The organism is Pseudomonas sp. S2_C11 (genome assembly GCF_054668395.1).
Map to the genome: position 1 here is coordinate 3,143,499 of NZ_CP162765.1, position 18,733 is coordinate 3,162,231.

31 protein-coding genes are annotated in these 18,733 nt (G+C 57.6%); 8 read left to right on the plus strand and 23 right to left on the minus strand.

The genetic code is table 11. The features are described from left to right. Nucleotides 1-10: 10 nt before the first annotated feature. Nucleotides 11-718: a hypothetical protein gene (locus AB4N48_RS14230; RefSeq protein ID WP_460093709.1), complete on the minus strand. Its 708-nt coding sequence runs from the start codon at nt 716-718 to the stop codon at nt 11-13. 118 nt (nt 719-836) lie between these two features. Between AB4N48_RS14230 and AB4N48_RS14235 the strand changes: the two genes are divergently transcribed. Then, nucleotides 837-1,436 carry a hypothetical protein gene (locus AB4N48_RS14235; RefSeq protein ID WP_460093711.1) on the plus strand — a complete coding sequence of 200 codons (600 nt, stop codon included), beginning with the start codon at nt 837-839 and terminating at the stop codon, nt 1,434-1,436. Here AB4N48_RS14235 and AB4N48_RS14240 read toward each other — a convergent pair. The 10 genes from AB4N48_RS14240 to AB4N48_RS14285 all read right to left on the minus strand — a co-directional run bounded on the left by AB4N48_RS14240 (nt 1,433) and on the right by AB4N48_RS14285 (nt 7,800). Continuing rightward, nucleotides 1,433-2,524, minus strand: a complete 1,092-nt coding sequence (locus AB4N48_RS14240) for a minor capsid protein (RefSeq protein WP_460093713.1) — start codon at nt 2,522-2,524, stop codon at nt 1,433-1,435. The two genes, AB4N48_RS14235 and AB4N48_RS14240, sit on opposite strands and share 4 nt — an antisense overlap. Continuing rightward, the gene (locus AB4N48_RS14245) at nt 2,499-3,959 is read right to left on the minus strand and encodes a DUF4055 domain-containing protein (protein WP_460093714.1); all 1,461 of its coding nucleotides are present in this window, start codon (nt 3,957-3,959) and stop codon (nt 2,499-2,501) included. The genes AB4N48_RS14240 and AB4N48_RS14245 overlap by 26 nt, the downstream gene beginning before the upstream one ends. Next, nucleotides 3,959-5,446, minus strand: coding sequence for a terminase (locus AB4N48_RS14250; RefSeq protein ID WP_460093715.1), 1,488 nt, complete (start codon nt 5,444-5,446; stop codon nt 3,959-3,961). The genes AB4N48_RS14245 and AB4N48_RS14250 overlap by 1 nt, the downstream gene beginning before the upstream one ends. 1 nt (nt 5,447) lies before the next feature. Further along, complete coding sequence (locus AB4N48_RS14255) at nt 5,448-6,047, minus strand: hypothetical protein (protein ID WP_460093717.1); 600 nt, start codon at nt 6,045-6,047, stop codon at nt 5,448-5,450. Between the two features lie 54 nt (nt 6,048-6,101). Next, nucleotides 6,102-6,305 carry a YodC family protein gene (locus AB4N48_RS14260; RefSeq protein ID WP_236169771.1) on the minus strand — a complete coding sequence of 68 codons (204 nt, stop codon included), beginning with the start codon at nt 6,303-6,305 and terminating at the stop codon, nt 6,102-6,104. A gap of 65 nt (nt 6,306-6,370) precedes the next feature. Continuing rightward, nucleotides 6,371-6,619, minus strand: a complete 249-nt coding sequence (locus tag AB4N48_RS14265; protein WP_236169770.1) for a hypothetical protein — start codon at nt 6,617-6,619, stop codon at nt 6,371-6,373. Further along, nucleotides 6,616-6,759, minus strand: coding sequence for a hypothetical protein (locus AB4N48_RS14270; RefSeq protein ID WP_460093718.1), 144 nt, complete (start codon nt 6,757-6,759; stop codon nt 6,616-6,618). The genes AB4N48_RS14265 and AB4N48_RS14270 overlap by 4 nt, the downstream gene beginning before the upstream one ends. Nucleotides 6,760-6,948: 189 nt before the next feature. Next, nucleotides 6,949-7,086, minus strand: coding sequence for a hypothetical protein (locus AB4N48_RS14275; protein WP_016773998.1), 138 nt, complete (start codon nt 7,084-7,086; stop codon nt 6,949-6,951). A 4-nt stretch (nt 7,087-7,090) separates the two neighbouring features. Next, the gene (locus AB4N48_RS14280) at nt 7,091-7,477 is read right to left on the minus strand and encodes a hypothetical protein (protein ID WP_460093719.1); all 387 of its coding nucleotides are present in this window, start codon (nt 7,475-7,477) and stop codon (nt 7,091-7,093) included. Next, nucleotides 7,474-7,800 carry a phage holin, lambda family gene (locus AB4N48_RS14285; protein ID WP_206420641.1) on the minus strand — a complete coding sequence of 109 codons (327 nt, stop codon included), beginning with the start codon at nt 7,798-7,800 and terminating at the stop codon, nt 7,474-7,476. Before AB4N48_RS14285 ends, AB4N48_RS14280 begins: the two co-directional genes overlap by 4 nt. 198 nt (nt 7,801-7,998) lie before the next feature. Here AB4N48_RS14285 and AB4N48_RS14290 point away from each other — a divergent pair, with 198 nt between their 5' ends. Next, nucleotides 7,999-8,739 carry a hypothetical protein gene (locus tag AB4N48_RS14290; protein ID WP_460093720.1) on the plus strand — a complete coding sequence of 247 codons (741 nt, stop codon included), beginning with the start codon at nt 7,999-8,001 and terminating at the stop codon, nt 8,737-8,739. A 152-nt stretch (nt 8,740-8,891) separates the two neighbouring features. Here the strand turns inward: AB4N48_RS14290 and AB4N48_RS14295 are convergent, their stop codons facing one another. From AB4N48_RS14295 to AB4N48_RS14340, 10 genes are all read right to left on the minus strand, one after another. Continuing rightward, the gene (locus AB4N48_RS14295; protein WP_122706949.1) at nt 8,892-9,437 is read right to left on the minus strand and encodes a hypothetical protein; all 546 of its coding nucleotides are present in this window, start codon (nt 9,435-9,437) and stop codon (nt 8,892-8,894) included. Then, nucleotides 9,434-10,045, minus strand: a complete 612-nt coding sequence (locus tag AB4N48_RS14300; RefSeq protein WP_460093721.1) for a recombination protein NinG — start codon at nt 10,043-10,045, stop codon at nt 9,434-9,436. The genes AB4N48_RS14295 and AB4N48_RS14300 overlap by 4 nt, the downstream gene beginning before the upstream one ends. Continuing rightward, nucleotides 10,045-10,443, minus strand: coding sequence for a recombination protein NinB (locus tag AB4N48_RS14305; protein WP_064361207.1), 399 nt, complete (start codon nt 10,441-10,443; stop codon nt 10,045-10,047). Before AB4N48_RS14305 ends, AB4N48_RS14300 begins: the two co-directional genes overlap by 1 nt. Then, nucleotides 10,440-10,898: a hypothetical protein gene (locus AB4N48_RS14310; protein WP_460093723.1), complete on the minus strand. Its 459-nt coding sequence runs from the start codon at nt 10,896-10,898 to the stop codon at nt 10,440-10,442. The genes AB4N48_RS14305 and AB4N48_RS14310 overlap by 4 nt, the downstream gene beginning before the upstream one ends. Then, complete coding sequence (locus AB4N48_RS14315) at nt 10,895-11,071, minus strand: DUF1382 family protein (RefSeq protein WP_210555634.1); 177 nt, start codon at nt 11,069-11,071, stop codon at nt 10,895-10,897. The genes AB4N48_RS14310 and AB4N48_RS14315 overlap by 4 nt, the downstream gene beginning before the upstream one ends. Then, complete coding sequence (locus AB4N48_RS14320; RefSeq protein ID WP_460093724.1) at nt 11,071-11,877, minus strand: ATP-binding protein; 807 nt, start codon at nt 11,875-11,877, stop codon at nt 11,071-11,073. Before AB4N48_RS14320 ends, AB4N48_RS14315 begins: the two co-directional genes overlap by 1 nt. Further along, on the minus strand, nt 11,867-12,664 hold the full coding sequence (locus AB4N48_RS14325) for a YdaU family protein (RefSeq protein ID WP_460093725.1): 798 nt from the start codon (nt 12,662-12,664) through the stop codon (nt 11,867-11,869). Before AB4N48_RS14325 ends, AB4N48_RS14320 begins: the two co-directional genes overlap by 11 nt. Next, entirely contained in the window at nt 12,661-13,422 is a 762-nt protein-coding gene (locus AB4N48_RS14330) for a phage antirepressor KilAC domain-containing protein (RefSeq protein WP_460093726.1), read from the minus strand. The genes AB4N48_RS14325 and AB4N48_RS14330 overlap by 4 nt, the downstream gene beginning before the upstream one ends. A gap of 315 nt (nt 13,423-13,737) precedes the next feature. After that, nucleotides 13,738-13,938, minus strand: coding sequence for a hypothetical protein (locus tag AB4N48_RS14335; RefSeq protein ID WP_039012569.1), 201 nt, complete (start codon nt 13,936-13,938; stop codon nt 13,738-13,740). A 29-nt stretch (nt 13,939-13,967) separates the two neighbouring features. After that, the gene (locus AB4N48_RS14340) at nt 13,968-14,216 is read right to left on the minus strand and encodes a transcriptional regulator (protein ID WP_131671955.1); all 249 of its coding nucleotides are present in this window, start codon (nt 14,214-14,216) and stop codon (nt 13,968-13,970) included. Nucleotides 14,217-14,312: 96 nt separating this feature from the next. Between AB4N48_RS14340 and AB4N48_RS14345 the strand changes: the two genes are divergently transcribed. After that, nucleotides 14,313-15,167, plus strand: a complete 855-nt coding sequence (locus AB4N48_RS14345) for a S24 family peptidase (RefSeq protein ID WP_460093729.1) — start codon at nt 14,313-14,315, stop codon at nt 15,165-15,167. Nucleotides 15,168-15,504: 337 nt separating this feature from the next. After that, complete coding sequence (locus AB4N48_RS14350) at nt 15,505-15,957, plus strand: hypothetical protein (protein WP_460093730.1); 453 nt, start codon at nt 15,505-15,507, stop codon at nt 15,955-15,957. 49 nt (nt 15,958-16,006) lie between these two features. Here AB4N48_RS14350 and AB4N48_RS14355 read toward each other — a convergent pair whose 3' ends face one another. Beyond that, nucleotides 16,007-16,321, minus strand: a complete 315-nt coding sequence (locus AB4N48_RS14355) for a DUF1654 domain-containing protein (protein WP_460093732.1) — start codon at nt 16,319-16,321, stop codon at nt 16,007-16,009. 337 nt (nt 16,322-16,658) lie between these two features. Between AB4N48_RS14355 and AB4N48_RS14360 the strand changes: the two genes are divergently transcribed. Further along, nucleotides 16,659-17,330: a hypothetical protein gene (locus AB4N48_RS14360; RefSeq protein WP_460093733.1), complete on the plus strand. Its 672-nt coding sequence runs from the start codon at nt 16,659-16,661 to the stop codon at nt 17,328-17,330. 184 nt (nt 17,331-17,514) lie between these two features. On the opposite strand, the gene AB4N48_RS14365 is transcribed toward AB4N48_RS14360, so the two are convergent. After that, nucleotides 17,515-17,703: a YceK/YidQ family lipoprotein gene (locus AB4N48_RS14365; RefSeq protein ID WP_016773976.1), complete on the minus strand. Its 189-nt coding sequence runs from the start codon at nt 17,701-17,703 to the stop codon at nt 17,515-17,517. A 225-nt stretch (nt 17,704-17,928) separates the two neighbouring features. Between AB4N48_RS14365 and AB4N48_RS14370 the strand changes: the two genes are divergently transcribed. From AB4N48_RS14370 to AB4N48_RS14380, 3 genes are read left to right on the plus strand one after another with little or no spacing between them, the layout of a single operon-like run. Next, nucleotides 17,929-18,165, plus strand: coding sequence for a hypothetical protein (locus AB4N48_RS14370; RefSeq protein ID WP_460093734.1), 237 nt, complete (start codon nt 17,929-17,931; stop codon nt 18,163-18,165). Then, nucleotides 18,162-18,395 carry a hypothetical protein gene (locus tag AB4N48_RS14375; protein ID WP_460093735.1) on the plus strand — a complete coding sequence of 78 codons (234 nt, stop codon included), beginning with the start codon at nt 18,162-18,164 and terminating at the stop codon, nt 18,393-18,395. Before AB4N48_RS14370 ends, AB4N48_RS14375 begins: the two co-directional genes overlap by 4 nt. After that, complete coding sequence (locus AB4N48_RS14380; protein ID WP_460093737.1) at nt 18,392-18,586, plus strand: hypothetical protein; 195 nt, start codon at nt 18,392-18,394, stop codon at nt 18,584-18,586. The genes AB4N48_RS14375 and AB4N48_RS14380 overlap by 4 nt, the downstream gene beginning before the upstream one ends. Nucleotides 18,587-18,733: the final 147 nt, after the last annotated feature.

The following is an 18,733-nucleotide window of genomic DNA, read 5'->3' on the forward strand; positions in this document are numbered from 1 at the left end:
AGTTATTTCCTTAAGATTGAGGGAGATCTGGGAACCGGCTTGCGATTGCAGCCGTGCGTTCCTCTTTGGTACCGCCGATTTTTCCTTTCGGGGCCCCGCCCCCACCACCTGCACCGCCGGCCCCGCCGCCAGATGCCTTGCTACCCGCGATCAACGGCGCGAACGCCGCGTCATTCGCGATTTCTGCTTTCAGCTCATCCAGCGTTGCCGCCGAAAGCTTGCCCTGTGCATCGAGGACGACCACAACAGGCTTCCCATCGCGCTGCTCGACGCTCAGACGGCGTTCGATGTGCGGCAACAGGGCTTTGGCGCTGCCTTGAACAGCCAAGGCAGACGCGATGTCAGTAGCGGTACGGCCGACAGTCAGATCCCGGATCTGCCCGCTCAGCGTTCCACGCTCCTGTTCCAGCATGCCGTTCAGCTCAGCCTCGCGGCGGTTGTATTTCTCGGACCAGGAACGTTCGAGCTCTTCGACGTTGCCGGATTTGCGAGCGGCCTCTTCACGCTCCAGCCGTGCTGCTTCTTCAGCTTCACGCGCCTTTTTCTCGGCCAGTTTTTTCTCGCCGAGTAGTTCATCAACCTTGGCCTTCAGGCCGGATACATCTTCTTGCTGCGGTAGACCTTCAATGCCGAGTACGAACTTGCCGTCCTTCTCGGTGTAAAGGGCGCGCACGGCTTCATCTACCCCGTCGAGGGTATCCAGTTGGAATTTCAGCATTGGTTGTCTCCCAGAGACTTAGATGTGCAGGCCCTGCCTGCAGATAGGAAAAACAAAGGTTGCGGGCGCGTCATTTATTTCATATATTTCATTTGGGAAATGAAAAAGAGGAAAAACCATGACCCTGAAACAAAATGTGCAGTTCATTAACGACGAGAAAGGCCGGCCTCTATTCGCCGTGCTTCCTTACCACTTTTACGAGGTTCTTATGACCAACCATCCGATGGCAGAAACACTGCCAACCCCCCTACTGAAAGACGACCGCTACATCGAACTACCTGAAGCTGATGGCGAACACATTGACTTGGTACGTTTGGTCGATTACTGCCTGCGCCAAGCGACAGTGTCGTTCGGAGCCGACGACGACAGAGCGGAAAATTTTGAGCTTTATCGTGACAGCTTGCCCGTCAACGCTCGCACCCAAGCCCTTGAACGCTTCGACAGCCAGTTCTCTGGCGGACTGGACCCGCTGATCCGCCGCTTCTTCCTGCCGAAGGACTCGCCTTATCGCAACACCATGCAGGCTACGACGGCGGTAGTTGACGCCCTCGTAAAAACTGGCATTTTCACGAAGACAAAGCGGAAGTTTGATTTCTACCGCCCAGTAAACGCTCTCGACTTCAACGTGGAAGCAGGTCGCGCTTATCTGGACGGCAAGCCAGCGGTTGAGAATCCGATCCCCACGTATTTTTGGCACAGCCAAGAAACCTACCGCTAAAAGTCTAGCCCCGCGCGTTCGAATGCAAGGGGCTCGATTGCCTTCATCTGAGCAAGTGTCATCGGTACAAAATTGCGATCCAGCTGAAGCTCGGCGAAGCGATCGACACTCAGCCCGCCTTCGCGGAACAGCTTCGCCCGTACCGGTCCTATGGCCTTGTCTTGAAACGCCGCAGGCTGCTGCTTGAGCCAGTCGTAGTAGCTGAGGTCTGCCCTCACCTGCTGCGCGCCGCCATCACCGATGGATGCACGGGTGGCATCCTTGGCGAACAGCGCGCTGAAGCGAGTCACCGCCACCACCGTCGAGCGGCAGTTGATGTGGATCGGCGGCCGCGGCCCCTCCGTCAGCTTGAACCGGCGCTTGTCGAGCGTCCGGCACTGGCTGGTCGTCTTCGTGTCCAGGGTGCTGACCCACTCCACCGACGGAACGACATCGGAGTTCGCCTTCAGCGTTGCCATGCGTGCCTGGGTGGCGACGTGCTGCACTGCCGTCCGCACAATTGCACCGGCATTGCGATTGGTCGTGGCCAGGATGCCGTCGTTGTACTTTAGCGCCTTGGTACCGCGGATGTTCTTGATGATCTGGAAGTTGGTTTGGCCTTCGAAGAAGCCCTGCCGGATCGCACCAGTAACGCGTTGCCGCTCTGTACTGGTGAAGCCGTCAATGAACGACTTGAGCAGCTTGCCGCCGTCCGCGCCTCGAACACTGAGCGGGTTGGCGAGGATTGCCGCACGAATCGCAGCAGCACCAGGCACCGCCGCGTCGAACGACACGCCTACCGGCGCCGCTCGGGTCAGGCTAGTCGCTTCAAACTCAGCCTCGTAGTTGGCGATATCTACCAGGTCGAGGTTCAGCTTCTCGCTGTACCGGTCGAAGATGCCCAGCAGCAGACTATCGACTTCGCTGAGCAGTCGTTCCAAACGCACAACGGTGTAATCCGCCAGATCAGCCCGGGTCAGCCGCTCGCGGATCGAGCGGTCGATCTCCTTGAGGAAGGGCGCGAACTTCGCGACCTCCCCCGACTTCAACTGCTCAAGGAAGACGGCATGGCGGATTGTGGCATCAAGGATTGCTTGGTTTGCCGCCATTCGGAATTGCCTCTTCGTCATCTAGGTCAGGCCCAGTGCTTTGCGCTTCCAGCTCTCCCCGGATTTCATCGTCCGTTTTCTCCGGGTTGATCACGCCTCGATCGCGCAGGTACTGCCAGAAGTCGCCTTCAGGGAGCTTGCCGCCCTGCACTGCACTGAACAGTGCAGCCAGGATCGTCGCGTCGAGAGTGATCTGGCTGAAATCCTGATTGAGCTTGTAGACCACTTCACCGGAGGCGTTCACGAACTCAGCCATCCATTCAAGGCACTGGCTGTAGGCCTCGCTGACGTTGCTGACCACCAGCGACAGCACGCTGTGTTCGGCGGCGCTGTCGTTGTCGGCCTGGGTTGCTGTCTTCACCGCGCTGCCGCGCTCAATCAATCGGGCGCCGAGCGACACCATGTCTTGCTTCTTGGCATCCATCGCTTCCTTCACGAGGGTGTTCGGCTCGGGTTGAGCAAATCCGCACGATCCATTGGCGGGAAGCGTCAGCGGTGCCCTGGAGCCGACGTAAATACCGTTGGCTTCAAGATGGTCGCGCCATGCTTCGTCCAGCCCAGAGATCCAGAACTGCGGCTGGCCAGAGAACCAGACAGAGTCCTCATAGTCCGCGCTGTTGCAGTAGTGACCGATGTTCAGCACCGCCATGTCGTACAGCGGCGAGTCATCGATGCTGGTGTCGTTGTTCTCGCTGCCGAGAAATTGAAAGGGGATCAAGCGCCAAGGCTGGCCGGCGCCGTTCAGTGGCGTGAACGGTGGAGTGGTCATCGAAGTTTCGCTTGAGCTCTCCTGCCATACCTCTTGGGTATAGACGCCAGCCTCATCCAGTCGCAGCACTCGATACTGGGTAATCTTTTCGCTGCCGAACCCATCATCGGTATCGACATCCACAGATTCCTGCAACACCACCAAGCTCAGCAGGTGCTGCCCGCCAACTTTGCGGGTCTTCCAGTTCCTTATCGACTCAGCGGGGTAGCTCGCAACACTCGCTCGAGCGCGTCCGGCCTGCTCGTCCGCTTTGCTCACCGTGCCCGCCTGCACCGCGGCGTAATCCACCAACAAACCGTGTCGGCCAACTTCGAGCAGGTGCCCAATGACCGATTGAGACTGTTGGTAAACGCTTACGCCCTGCCCGTCGATATCCTTGGACACGTAATCGAGTGCGCCGGGGACAGTGAGGGTTGGCCAAGTGCGGAACACCGCGCCGACCAAGCTGTGTTTCGTACGCCCCGTAGCGTTGTAAAACACTGCCCGCTGCTTGTAGGACTTGTACCGCTCGACGTTTTCCCGGCTGGTGTCGTGATGGTTGGGCTTCGGCAAATACACATCGCCGCGAGCCTTCACAGTCTCGGAACCCTTGCACACGTCGCGCACCAGCCGCCAACGGGACTGTGCCGCGTCGTATTCCGGGCGGGTGTAGGTGACGTCTGCCATTAGCGTGCGAATCCCATTTTGATTGATTTGACCGGCTTCTTTGCGCTCTTGGCGACAGCGAAGTACCGGAATGCATCGGACGGGTGAGACGCCCAGTCGTGAAGCGGCTTGTCTTTCCAGCAGCCTTTCTTGTCGTCCCACTCTTTGCGGTAGTTCTCGAGCGCGGTTATGCCCTCTTCGCACTTCGCCTCGTCAAAGGCGCAGAGCCCGAGGATTTCCCGCGCTTGGTCGATGCCGTCGTCGACGCCGATCTTCGGCACGACCTGGAACGTCATGCGGTAGTGCTGACCGTCGATCTCGTAGCCTTCGCGCGCCATTTCCCGACGGGTTTTGGCATCGCTGCCGAACTCGCGGTTGTCGATGTCGTGCGGCCCCCAGTGTTCGGAGTAGGTGTAGCCCTTGTCCTTGAGCACCTTCATGTAGTGCCGCAGGCCTTCCCCGCTGTTCTGGTAGAAGTCGATGACGTGGTACTCGTTGCCGACCTGACGCACGAACCAGATAGCCGTGGAGTCGCCGACGCCGATGTCCCAGAAGGTCATCACCGGCAAGTGGCTGTTGTCTGGCAGCGTGCCGATGCGCTGAGCGGCGTACAGCTTGGTGAACTGCTGGGCGTAGTAGGCGCCCTCGATCGACTGTTGGAAGGCTTCGGCCGGTATCGACGGGTATTCCCGCTTCATGTCGTCGCCGAGGGTCTTCTCCTTGGCGGCGTACCAGGCGCGCTGGCCCGGATTGGTGTCGATGCCGTGCTTGGCGAACAGCTCGTTGAGGTAGTCGGTCAGGCGCTGCGGAATGATCGCTTCGGCAGGATCGAGCCAGTAGGCCTTGTTCTTCCACCAGCTGAAGAAGAAGAACTTCCAGTCCAGCTTGCCGAGCGGCGTGCCTGACAGCAGTTGCTTCTCTGCGCTCTGCGAGTAGTCGAAGAAGTAGCCCGCCCGCCCCTCCGCCGTCGATTCGATCGTGACGAAGCAATCGGTGGCGACAGCCTCGAAGGCGCCGGTGACGATCTCTCTGGCCTTGTGGGGAAACTTGGCGCAGATCTTCCCGAACTCAGATACGTGCAGATACCGTAGAGTCCCGCCCCGGAAGGACGTGGACACGTAGAGCGATCCGCCTTTGCTGAACACAAGCTCACCAGCAGCATCGTTTGAAGCAGGATTGGCGGCGCGTATCTCTTTAGGCAGGTTGTCGTAGGCATATTTGACCTTCTCCCGGAACAGGCGCTTGGCGTCGTTCAGGGTGTGGGCGATCAGCGCGCACTTGGCCGACTCGAACAGAGCGGCGTCCAGCTGGATGATGCAGCATTCAGTGGTGAAGCCGAGCTGCCGAGCCTTCAGGATGATGTTGCGGGTATGCATCCCATCGAAGTATTCAATCTGCTCGTCCGTCATCCGGAAGCGGACTTTCTTGCCCTGCTTGTCGGTGATGAAGTAGAGATTGTTCAACCGCCAACGCTTATCCCGGAGCAGCTTCATGTGCTCGGGCTTCATGTCAGGCGTCCTTCGATAGTTCGTCCATCATCTTCGAGAGTTCGTCGGCTTCGTCCGTCTTCTCCTTCTCGTCCAGGCTATATGCCTGACGCTCCAGAACCTGCAGGTTCTTCATTGCAGAGGAAAGCTGGAACAGTGTTTTGGAATTGCTGGGCAGCGAGACGGCGGCGAGCATTGAGGCGCGGCGCATACCGTTGTTGTCTTCGGATGTCTCGGCCTCGATGTCTTCTTCGATCTCTTCGCGGCGCTGGATGGTCGACAGCAGATCATCCATCAACAGGTTCGCAAGAGTCGTCGCCTTGCGAATGTCTCGCCGATGGCTGCGAACCACCCGGGCGCCTTCCTCGGCGGCCTCTTCGATGATCTCGGCGTCCAGTTCGCAGTTCGCGCCTTGATCGTTGCGAACCTCCCCGCGAACCAGCTTGCTGCGAACCTCTTTGCGTACCTGATCAGAAAGGTCTCTTGCCCATCCAAGGGCCTTGGCCTTCTTCCTGATCGCGGTGTCGCTCACGCCTTGGCGCTCAGCGATGGTTCGGATGGAAAGCGAACCTGCCCGGTAGGCGCGTTCAATCGCCTCCCAGTTGGGCTGCTTGGTTGTCATTGACTCTCCGAATAAAGAAAGCCCCGCACTTGGCGGGGCTCGTTTGACTGTTTGTTAGCTTCGTCCGTGATAGGCCTCGTCTACTTCCTTCAACGAAGCCACATCGAAAACATCCTGATGTTTGGTCTTTCCATCGAACCACACGCACATTGCACCGTCTTCGATGCCCTTCATTTCCCAGTTTCCGAGATCCTGAATGGTCATAGCGGGCCCACCACTTTTTAACTCAACAACATCGCCCTTCTTGAAATCTGACATCTCACAACTCCTTTGCATGAATGATCTGCAACCATATGCGCCGGGCGATATCATTTCAATGGCAGTCACTCTGTCTCCAGCAGCACATCAATCAGCTTCTGCTCTCCCAGGCGCATCGCACCCAAGCATTGCAGGTCGTCGCACTTGGGGCCCAGACCGAACACGTTCACTTGGCCTTTCGGGCCGATGATGGTCAGTGCGCCTACAGTGCATTCCGGATGAACTCCTGCATCAAGATCATCTGCGATCTTGCGCAGCGTCTTGGCGGCGTCACGCCATCCCTCGCGCTTGAAGTCGATCAGCTTAGCGGTCACGGGCTCACCTTCTGCTGCCACTCTTCAATGATGCGCTGCACTACCGGCTCGGTGAGGATGGCGGATGGTTGCTTGCCGTCGACCACTGACTGGATCAGCGCGCGTGGAATGACGTGAGGTCCGTCACTGGCTGCCACCATCAGGTGAGGACGGTGGTCCGCTAGATGGTGGACATCGGCCGGCTTGAACGCCTCGCATCGCACACAGCTACCACATCCCGTGCCGAGCCGCATGTCGCCTCGGCAGGCTGGATTCGTACGCCCGTGAACCATGAGTTTCTCCTTGTGGTGTCGCGACACAATTTGCACTCTCGCGAAACGTGTCGCGACCTACTTGCTCTGACTGCGCTTGATCTGCGCGTCGACCTGATCTGCGCAGGTATCGAGCAAATTGATGGCTTGATTCTTCAGCTCCCACAGCTGGCCGTTGTCGGCGAGGTCTTCATCAGCTACCCGCTCGCAAGGCACCAGCTCAGGGGGCTCGACTCTTACTGCCGCCGTCTTTGTTACCACTGGCGGCTTTCCCGCGCAGGCCGTCAGGAAGAGGCTGAGCAGCCCAATCACGAACAGGCTTGCTGTTGCGTTTGAGTTCTTCAAAGTTCTTCTCCGCCTTTCTGGCTTTGGCCTGGCTGGCCTGTAACCGCTTGTTCAGGTCTTTCTGGTAATCGGCGTTGCGCTGGGCTTCGGCGCGTAGCGTGGTGATCGTGGCCTGGCTTTCGAGGTTGGCGGCGAGCGCCTCGTTCTTGCTCTTGGTCTCGACCTGCACCTCACCACGCAGGGCGATGACGCGGTACTGCTGAATGCCGACCAGCAAGATGCCAACCAGGGCGATGATGAACGCTGTAGCTATCGCTTTCATGCTGAGTCCGCCTTGCGCCCGAGGAACTTGATGATCAGCTCCCGAATCGCGGTAACACCGATGAAACCGATAGTGCCGCCGGCCGCAACCGAAAGACTCGATGGCCAGGCCATCCACTCAATGACGCTACTGGCAGAAAGGCTCAACGATCCGCAGATCATCGCCTCAAGGATCACGCGCCACTTGTTGGCCTCTTTGCCTTCGTAAAGAACGCGCAATAGCGAGACCGTGGACGCCATGATTGCACCCTGCCAAAGCGGGGTACTGAGGACGAGCCAGACCTGCGCCCAGAAGTCAGGATTTTTCTCAGGCATCTTGGGCATCCGACTGTCCTCCCCCTCGGGGAGTGAATAAATCCGGCGTCCGCTGCACTCCCAGCTCGGGGCTATGGGTGTGGGGAGCCGGAAACGAAAAAACCCCTGCGAATGCAGAGGCTTTGAATATGGAAAAGGTAGCGCGTCAGCGGGCATACTGGGCGTTGAATAATCTCTATCACAGCAAATCATTACGAGGATGGCGGAGTGGCCAAAAGCAATCTCGGACATCTTTCGCTAGCCTTATTGGCTTGCCTCACCGGTCCAGCAAACGCGGTGCCACTTGGCGTTTCACCCGGAGCTGAAGCGCTGTACTTCAAGGCATTGCCTTACCTGGATGAGATTGACGACTTAAACAACGAGCTATTCAGTCTTCAGCATCAGCTACTCAAGAACGAAAAAATCCCAGATGGGAAAAAAGAAGCACTAAAAAACAAAATAAGCTCACTGCTGGTGGAGGCAACCCCGTTACTCAGGCTCTCATCTGATGAAGGTAATCCCGCCGCACAATACCGACTTGCTTGGCTTGCAATAGAATTTGATCCCAGAGAGCAGGTGGTAGGTCAGGTTTGCTCTTTGTTGAAATCAAGCCTGACAAAGGGATTCGCTCCGGCTGGTCTACAGATGATCAGCTACTGCTTCAACGATGTAAAAACCGTCGAGTTTCGATCGCTGGTTGATGCCTTGCCTGAACCGACAGGCGCGTACAGTAAGTACTATCCGCAGCCAGTACTTTTGCCGAAATGCGACCGTAAGCACGCCTCCAACCGTGAAAATGCAATCGATTCACTTGATGAAAAAGCAGTTCGTGCGGATCTCTACATGAGCCTCGCCACTCAAATGTGGACGCAGAATCTTAAGCAAGAACAAATGAGATATCTCAAAAAGTCTGCAGAATACGGATGCGCTCGCGCTATAGAGCGACTAAAGCTCGAAGCAGGTATCTAGGCCTTCCCGAAGGCTGTCCTGGCTACAGGTAAATTCGAGCCAATAAAAAACCCGGCGCTGTGGCCGGGTTTGGTGTGTCAATCCGTTACGCGCAAGATCGACAGGATGGGTAAATATTCTCTCACTTTCTCACTCACTGCAACGGCTTTTTGCTACGCCGCGCAACTTTCGATCAAACCCTCCGCATCGAGCAGCTCCTGCGCTGCCGTCAGTGCTTCGTTGACCTGATCATCGAGCGATTTTCGAATCGATGATCGCCACCGATACCGAGTCGACTCCGGCTTGCCGTCGTTGTCCCAGTTGGTAATGTCGTACCAGGCAGAAGGCAACACCGCAGACGAACGCTTTCCGTCAGTGCCGCCAATTTGCGGAATCGCCCAGGTCAGCACTGCGCACTCACGGAACCGTTGTGGCGCCGGAGACCTGACCGAGTTCAGCAACTCGAGGATCGCGCTGTGCTTGCGCTCTTCGTGCGTCGAATATTTCGCTACCAGTGCGCGCCAGTGCGCCGGCGTTAGCGACTTGTGGAGACGGCCGAACACCCAGCAGTCCTGGAGAAAGGCGGCTTCTTTGCCGACTATCTCCCCTTTCTGTTTGGCGCATTGGACCTTTGGCTCGAAGTCGCAGCCCCCAGTCGAGCTGATTGTCTCGGCGGCCAGCGCGCGGACTACGGCGGAAATCACGTTGCGATAGGTCATGCTGCAGCCCTCTTCAGTTCGCGGGTCTTGGCCCGGTATTCGGCCTTGATGGTTTTGATTTCTTCGACGGTGTACTTGCGGGACTCATGAGGCCCTTCCAACCAAATCACTTTTTCGGCGCCGATGCGCAGTACCAACCGGATGCGGTACTCCACCGCGTTACCGGACAGGTTGCGGTTGCACTTCACGCACTGGCGGTGAATATTCAGCGGCTCGAAGCGCAGCTCCGGACAGGCACCGACAGATCGGTAGTGCCCGGCGTCCCAGCGGCTGCCGGTCATGAGGTCGTTGTCGTTCGGCATCGAGTCGCAGCTGATGCACGGCAGGTGTGCGTCACGCAGGCGGACGTATTCGTTCACCGCGGCCTGGGCTTCGCGAAGGTGATCCGCCCTGGTCTTCAGCTTTTCCTTGCGGACCTTGATCTCGCGGCGACTAATCTGGGCCAACGCCTTGCCGGCCTTCGCCTGATTGACGTCCTTGATGGCCAGGCCGCACTTGTACCCACATACCGCCTGCCCGAGGCGCTGCGGGACGAATGAGTCCCCGCACGCTGGGTTCTTGCACTTCTTCGGCTTGGGCGCCTTCGATTCCTTGATGGCTACGCGCATCAATACCGCCCTCCCCACTTGTCCTGCTCGGTCCATCGCACGTCATGCTCGGCGCCGAAGGCATGCATCAGCTCGAACAGATCGCTGAACCACTTCTGCGATTGCTTGCGGGTCGATACGGCCATCACCACGAAGCCACCGTCGAGACCTGGCTCCGCGCGCTGCTTCTCCAGCGAGGCACTGAAGAGGCACTTCCAGTCCTCACTGGTCAGCTTCTTGCCGTGCCAGACCACCTGCTCTGATACGTCCTTGAGCATTGCCCACATCTTGCGGTTGCAGACGTCAGGGCGCTTCTCGTCCTTGATGACCACGATCTTGGGTTTGGTGAAGTCGGTTGCATGCAGGACGCCCATGAGGCGGCTGATATCGCGCTGGCTGCGGATTGCGAACTCGTTCATGGCTGCACCGCCTTGGCCATGGCACCGTCCACAAGTGCGTCGAGGTCTTCGCCGGTCATCCCGGTAGCGTGCGGTCCGATCCACTCGACGACTTCGATGTAGCCACTGTGACCGTGCTGAAGCCAGCGGTAGCGCTCGGCATCCTTGCGCAGCGCCTCGTTCTGAGCCTTGAGTTGCTCAATCTCCTTGAGCGTCCCAGCCTTGGCATCCGCTGCTGCGGCGTCGGCGATCCCCTTCACCGCTTCGGTAACGGCCGCGCGGATGATTTGGTGCTCCGGCGATGCGCAAAGGCGATCGTTCTCCGCCAGCAGCTCCAGCGCCACCTCCTCCACTGTCTTCTCCCCGAGGAATTCCTGCAGCGCCTCGGTGTTGCGCTTCCAGTCTGCGCAGTCGGCACGGAATGACGCGGCTTCGGCCCACAGCAGCTTCTGAAGTTCTTGTTTGTCGATGGTCATGTCCGTTGCTCCGCTTCGGCTTCCATTTCATCCAGCTTCTGCCAGGCCTTGGTCTTGAGTTCTTCGAACTCTTGGGCGTCTGCCACAGGCATTGGCACGAACAGCACACCGTGTTTGGCGAATGTCTCCGCCAGAATCAGAACGGCGCGAAGGTCTTTCACGTTGGCTCGCATCAGAAACCCTCCTTGCCGCGCTGAGATTCCCAATCGAACGGGACCACGATCATTCCGCCCTCGCGCAGACGGTCGACGCAGCGATCACCCATGGCGGCCGGCAACTGGCTGGCTTCGAGGTTGGAGATCACCACCGTCGGGCGCTCCTGCTCGTACCGGCCGTTGATGATTGCGAACAGAGTGGTCAGCTCGAAGTCGCTCGGCTGCTCCTTGCTCACGCCCACCTCGTCCAGCACCAGCAAATCGGGGTCGATGAGGCTCGACAGAATTTCCGCCTCGCTGCGTTCGCTGTGCTTGTCGTACGTGGAGCGGATCGCCTGAAGGATGGCGCCGACAGTGCGGTATACGGCCGTCCGGGACGTGTTGTGCAGCAGTTCGTTGGCCATGCCGGCGCCAAGGTGCGTTTTCCCGGTACCGGGCTTGCCGATCAGCACCATGCAGCGACCGGTCTTCAGGATCTCGTCAAAGATCTGGACGTAGTGCTGGCAGAAGCGGAGGGCTTTGCGCTGGCCGTCGTTCTCGGCTTGGTAGTTGCCCAGGGTGCGCGTGGTAAAGCGTTTCGGGATCAGCGCATCGCCCAGCTTGCGAGCGAGGGACATGCGCAGCTCCATCGCCTTGTTGGCTTGCTCGGCGGCTTCGGACTTCTCGCGGGCGATGCGAGTGCACTCAGGGCAGTTGCTTTTCAGCTCCCGACCCAGCACAGGAAAGACCCGCTGCTCGTAGGCACCGTGGGTTTCGCACTCGGCTGGCTGAATGCGAGTGCCCGGCGGCAGTTCCGGCGTGGCTTGGACTGGTTCAGAGCGCATAGCTGCCGTCCTCCCGTTGTTTCAGACCGGCGTGATAGTCGCGTTCAGCGAAGCCGGTGTGACGGGATTGCGGGAACTGGTGCACGTTGCTGGCGACTTTCACCTCGTCTTCCCAGCGCTTGCCGTTCAGCCATGTCGCCGGGTGGGGAATGAACTGCCCGCCGTCCTTCACCCATGCCTCGCAAATGACTTGCGCAGCCAGGCCTTCGGCAATCTGGCCGAACAGGTCAGCGGTGACCTTGAGCTTCTTCCAGGCTTTTTCAGCTGCGGCCTTACCCTTCTTGTTCGGGTACATCTTCCAGAACTTCGGGAAGAGGTCATCCACCATCGGTGGAGTGTTGTTTTTGTTCTTATCTGTATCTGTATCTGTATCTGTATCTGTATCTTTATGGTTGCCATTCCGTTGCAACGGATCGTCAACGTTCGTTGAACGGTCGTTGAGTTCTTGTTGTTTTTTGAGGGCCTTTGCCCGCGCGGACGCCTTGCCCGCGTTGGAGGCGGTAACGACTTTGCTGTTTACAGCCTCAAGATCTGCTTCGACGCGGAACTGAACCCAGTGCGTTTCCGTTACGTGGAAGAACTCACTCAACGTATCGGCAACGGACGGCCAACGTTCGTTGGGAATCCGTGCGACGGTTGCGAGGCGATCGATGCGCAAAGGCTTGCCTGTCTGCCAGTAGCTGAACAGCAGGAGCATGTACGCCCCATGCTCTTCCGCAGTCAGGTGCGTGGTGTCGGCCAGATAGTCGGCGACGTAGAACTGCATGTACGGAAGCGCGGCCATCATTCGACCCCCTTGAGATTGTGCTGAGCCCACAGGCCGGCAATCCAGTTGACGCCCTTGGGGGTGAATTTGGACTGGTTGTAGGCGTGGCCGCTGTCGCTGGTGCCGGCTTTGACTTCAAAGCGGCCAGCGTCGATGTGAGGCTGATACGCCTGCCACTCGCCGCCCATGCGGTACATGATCTTTTTGTCGAGCAGGAATTCGCGGAAGCGCGATTCGTTGGCCTTGAGCAGCTTCGCCACCTGGCGAAAACCCTTCAGCCCAGTTGATTCCACGTAGCGCTCAACGAAGGCAATCTTAGGCGCGGCCTCAATCAGGGCCTGATTGGCAGCCTGTTGAAGCTCGAATTGCTCAGCCCACGCGCGGGCGGCTGCGGCAGGATTGGAGAAGTCCGGGAGCGTGGCGAGAACCCGAGGGGCTTCCAGCTCCTTGAGCTTTTGAAGAACGGATCGGCGAACTGCTTTCGATTCGCGCATCCCTACCAGCATGCATTGGTCGAGAGTCAGGCCGTAGGTAGCAACCTGGTTACCGTGAAGGGGGGTGTAATATTTTTGCACCCCCTCCAGATCATCGCCCAGCTCGTCTTCTACCCGGGAAAGGAAATGGTCGTTGCGAACCTTTGGCTCGCCGGCTTGCTGACGCGCCTCGTTGATCATGTCGCGGAGGGCGATTGTTGAAATGATGCGCGACACGTTTTCACCGTTGCCAAATTGTGTCGCGACACTGGCCGGGGTATTGATCGTTTGGATTGATTGGTGCATGATTTGCTCCACAACGCGTTTTAAGAGAGCCGGGTCACTACCCCGGCTTTTTTTCGTCTCGAATTTGGCAGAGGCCCTCTGGATTACCCCGAAGAGTCCCTGCCAGAGGCCCTCATTGGGGTCACCAGTTGAAGGACTGGCGCCTTCTTCCTTCCCACCTCGGAAAGAGCCCCACTCGCGATGGCGGTTTCCGTCATTTCGTTGATCGCACGGCTGAAGCTCCAGCCGTTTACGCGCATCAGTTCCTCCACTCGCTGTCGAGTACTCGGAGGCAGCCTTTCAAGCTCTACGGTCATTTGGCCCTCCAAAGGGGCTTCAGCCCGCGATATCTTCTTGTTTGTCCTGCATGAGTTCCTCGATCACGCCATTGGCCACTGCCCACTCGATGATTTCGTAGAGGTAGGTGGCGTGCTGCATACGGGTTTTGGTCGCGGCTTTACGCAGAATCCGATCAAGCACTGGTTCGAATCGAACCTTCACCGGGATGGCGCGCTTTTGATTGGGGTCCATGTACATGCTTCGATGCTCCTGGCTGTTGAAATTGGTTATGCAGCTGAAAGTGCTTGGCTGGGCGCAGACTGGATTTGCGCCCAAGGAAAAGATGGGCAGAGGTCGGCGCGATCAACTGCGCCTCCGGTCAATGCCTCGATTTCGATCGCGCGCTTGGCAGGAACGGCACGTTCTCCGGAACACCACTGGTTAACTGTTGGCGCAGCAACCCGCAGGCGGCGCGCCATTTCCGCTTGGCTGCCGAGCAAGCGGGATGCTTCTTTGGCTGCTTCTGCTGGTTTCATGAGTTCTCTCCTGGAGATGTTGCGATGAATATAAGGCATTACCTTATCTCAAACAAGCCATTGCCTAACCAACTCTTCGAAAGGCTAAATTAGGCAATGCTTACCGGGCCAGAATTAGGCGCCGCCATTGAGGCCGCGCGGATCGCCAAAGGCGTATCCAAGAAACAACTCGCAGACGACTTCTCCGTGAAGCCTCCGTCGGTACAGGGGTGGGTAAAAAACGGCAGGATCGACAAGTCCAAACTGATGGACGTGATCGCATATTTCTCAGACGTAGTTGGCCCTTCCCACTGGGGAATGCGGCAAGGCTTCACATACGAGAGCCTCGGCGAGGGATCGGGAAATGGGCTTGTTGTCGAAGAGCCCGAAACAGGATCGACTGCTGCCGATAAGTTTCGCGCGATGCTTGCCGGCAAAAGGCTCGACGAAGGCAAGTTGACGAAGTTGCTCGCGATCGCCGAGAACGACGCGCTCGATGAATCCGGTGGCGCCCTGGTGCAAGACGCCTATCGGCCCGGCAAAGTCGGCGATGAGGTATGGATAGCCCACTATGACATTCGTGGTGCGATGGGGGGTGGAGAGGTCAATCATGACTACCCCGAGCTGCTACAGGATGTGCGCGTTAGCCCTTCCCAGCTGCGCGCAATGGGTGTCGAATTCAAAGAACACTTCCACCTCAAAATGATTACCGGCTGGGGCCAGTCGATGGCGCCGACGATCAAGCACGGCGACCCGTGCCTCGTGGACGTCAGCATCAAGGACTTCATCGGTGACGGGATCTACTTCTTCTCCTACCAGGGCTTTCAGTACATCAAGCGCCTGCAGATGAAGGGGAAGGAAAAATTCAAGATGATTTCTGACAACCGCAAGCACAAAGCAGAAGACATTTGGCTCGAGGAAACGTACATCCAAGCGCGAGTGCTACTGGTGTGGAATGCACACTTAGTTTGATTCCGCCTGGATCACGACTCTTAAGCATCTCCAAAATTTTCAGATGGCGGTCGATATGGCTAATTTATTAATCACCTACGATGAAGCTGTACGATTTTTTACTCAGGTCACAAAAGTCGGGAGCTGCCCGATGTGCGGAACGGATGGCTGGTCAATCGCTATAAACAGTGAAGACTTAAGATATTGTTATCTCCAACCGTCCGGACCTCAACACCATGGAAAGCCAGGTTTCGACCTTGTTGTGGATTGCACCAACTGCGGTTTTTTGAGGGTGCATAGGGCGAACACCATAATGCGCTGGCTTGAGGAAAATCCCATCAATAAGGGGTCAGAGTAATTGAGCTTTCAGCCGATCGTTGTTACAGAGGAAAACTCCTCGAGTTTCACTAAAGGTGACGCGAACTCTCCCTTACCTCATACTGCTTCCATGACAAACATCACTCGCGAAGAACTCAATGCCAGACTCGAAAATCAGCAACTGAAGGTCGACGCGCGCCTAAAGGAATTTGAGGACAAGGTCACTGGAGGACTGACTCAGATGAACCATAGCCTCCAGTTGCTCGACAAGGATCTCGCAGGCGTGCGCGGGCTGAAGGGCACGATAATCCTTAACTCTATTCTTTCGGTGATCGCCATTGTCGGAATCGTGATCGCTGTCATGTCCTATGGCGTTGCGAATTTTGATTCTGGTCGTGATACATCAGCGGCAATCCAAGATATGAAGCAACAGTCCCTTGAAACCAAGGCTCTGCTTGAGCAGATCAAAGCGCATCAGACCCCGAAGCAATAGAGCTACACCGCCAAAAGCCCGGCCACTGCGCCGGGCTTTTTTATGCCTTTCAGAAAGGCGCCACCTCCATCACCGGCTCTTCTTCTACCAGCACCATTCGCTCCTCTTCTGATGAAGGTTCCCAGCGCAGCGTGACGGAGTCGTCTTCATCGTGACGCGTCATAGCGATGCCGTCAGCTTCGGATAATGCGCCCAGTATTTCCGACCACTCTCTCTCCCCGTCCGTGTCCAGTCGATGTATCCGCACCTCGCGCCGCTCTTGGGCGATCGGGTGATTGATCATCGACGACACGCGCAGCTGAAGCCGCTCCATCGAATGCATCGGTCGAATTCCTGACTCTTTCTTATTGCTTTGCAGCGCCATAAAACCTCCTGAACAATGCTGTATATCCATACAGTTTAGGCAAAGCTTAACGGCTTACCTTGGAAAAGCAATCCCTTCCCGACCAGTTCACGCGCAGAAAAAAATCATGAAAATAATTAGGCATTACCTATTTACAGAGATTAGGCATTGGCTTATCGTTCACCCATCGCAGCGACACACAGCCACTGCGAAGGGCCTCAACAGACCCGCCACTCTTTAACAGTCAGGAATCTTCGCGGATCGATCCCCGGCAACGGGCATAGCGCGAAACACAAACTTCGATCCCCATGCAGGCTCTGGAACCTGCCGGACTCCCCATATGGGAGGACGCCAAACCATGCAAGCCAGCCGGCGAATAACACCGAACACGAAATGTGTGACGCCGGCCAGGTGGGGAAACCGCGGCGCCGAGCATGGGGCGGATAGCGCCACGGAATTTTTCACTGATGCACCTGGTGACGGGTGCATTGGGAAAATAACCGAGGGCAAGACGATGGGATTGGATATCACGGCTTACAGCAAGCTTGTTGAGGCACCTGACGCCGAGCGCGATAGCGATGGCGAGCTGGTCGATTATGACAACCACACCACGTTCTACAGCAACGAGGACTTTCCAGGGCGGACTGAAGGCCTTATTGAAGGAATGGCTTACCGCACCGACGGCGAGTGCTCAGGCCTCAGCACCGGCTACGGCACCTACAGCGCTTGGCGCGAGGAGCTGGCGAAGCTCGCGGGTTACCCAGCTGAGATGCGCGAGCAATACGGGCGTCAGGTTGAGAGCTACTGCGTTGCTTGCTGGGGTGGCGCAGAGGGGCCTTTCGCTGAGCAGATCAACTTCAGTGACTGTGAAGGCACGATCGGCCCGGTAGTAAGCGCGAAGCTTGCCAAGGATTACGCCGAGTTCGCCGAAAAGGCTGAGGCAGTAGGTGGCTACTTCTGGGAGAAATACCAGGAGTGGCGAGTTGCTTTCGACCTCGCCGCAGATAACGGCGCCGTCGTATTTCACTGAACAACCAGCGCCACGACAGCCTGTCGTTAACTGCCCGATCCTCTCTATGAGAGCGCATCGGGGTGTGATCTGAGGCCAAGCCTCGGGCAGCGGATGTGCAAACCGGTTGCCTATAGGGCCGTCCCTTCCGCCGAATGCCGGTTGAGCCCCGGCCAGATCACACCCCGATGCGACACCCGATAGCTCAAAGGTTGCAGCTGTATTGATATTCGAATGGGAAAAAGACGGTATCGACCACCAGAGAAAACGGCGCGTCGATCAGCAAAAAGGGTATCAGCTTTCCTTTGGAGGTACCCACCAACCACCAGTCGAATCGCACGCCAATGTAGGGGCACCGGTGCTTGTCATAGTCCATGCGCATGGCGGTTGCCATACACCCACCCAGGCTGGCAATCAGCACCAGTAAAATCGCTCTTCGAACCACGTAACGTCCTTATTACTTCTTTGTGCGGAGCTGGATAGACGCTGGCGCGCAGAGTTAGTCACCCTTCCCCGACACCACCCGAATGCACTCCCCTCCGCGCCCAACGGCAACCAGCGGAGCGGATGAGTGCATCCGAGTTTTGTTGGATCAACACCCGCCACCACGGAGGCGACCATGACAACCAGCTATGCAGACAGTGCGCAGGCCCGAGAGTGGGATCGGCGCTTTGATGAATGGGGGCGCCCGAAAGCGCCGAAGGTTGAAGACTTTCACGACTACGAAGCCGCAGCTCAAGAACTGACACAGCGTCAGGCGCTGATGGCAGTTCAAGAACTGGTCGACCGCAAGGCGCGGGCCAAGCGAGTCGGGGCAGCGGTGGTCGCATACGGCGAATTCTGGGGGCTCAAATGAACATCCAGCAGCGTAACCATCAAACGGCGGTGACGTGGATCGAGGGCGAGATCAGCAACATGATCCGCGACCTCGGCAAGCCCAACGCCAGCGCAGCAGCGACATCCTGCATCACCCTGGCCTTCATGCTTCGTGCCATTGATGACAACGAGCACCGTCACTACCGCGCTCGCATTGACCAGATTTACACCTCCTACAACGCATCCGTCTCGCAAGGAGCTGCAGCATGACAACGCCTCCGGTAAAAACGCTGGTCGATGAGCAGCTCGACGATATCGAGCGTCGCATTGCGATTCTCGGCTTCGGCCTGCCCTTCAACGAAGTGATCGGCCGCAAGCGCGAGGATCTGGTCGACAGCCTCCCGAAGCGCCTGTCGGTGACCATGAAAGGCGGACGCATCGCTGTGAGGGCTCGGCCATGAAATTCATGTTTTGGTGTCTTGCCGCTGGCCTGTTAGTGGTTATGGCTGCTTACAGCGCAGCTCAATATTCGCCCGGCGTGTGCCAGGTGCCGCGCTCAACCACCTACCAGGTATTCCGATGACCAGCCGGCAGATGGCCCGCCGCAT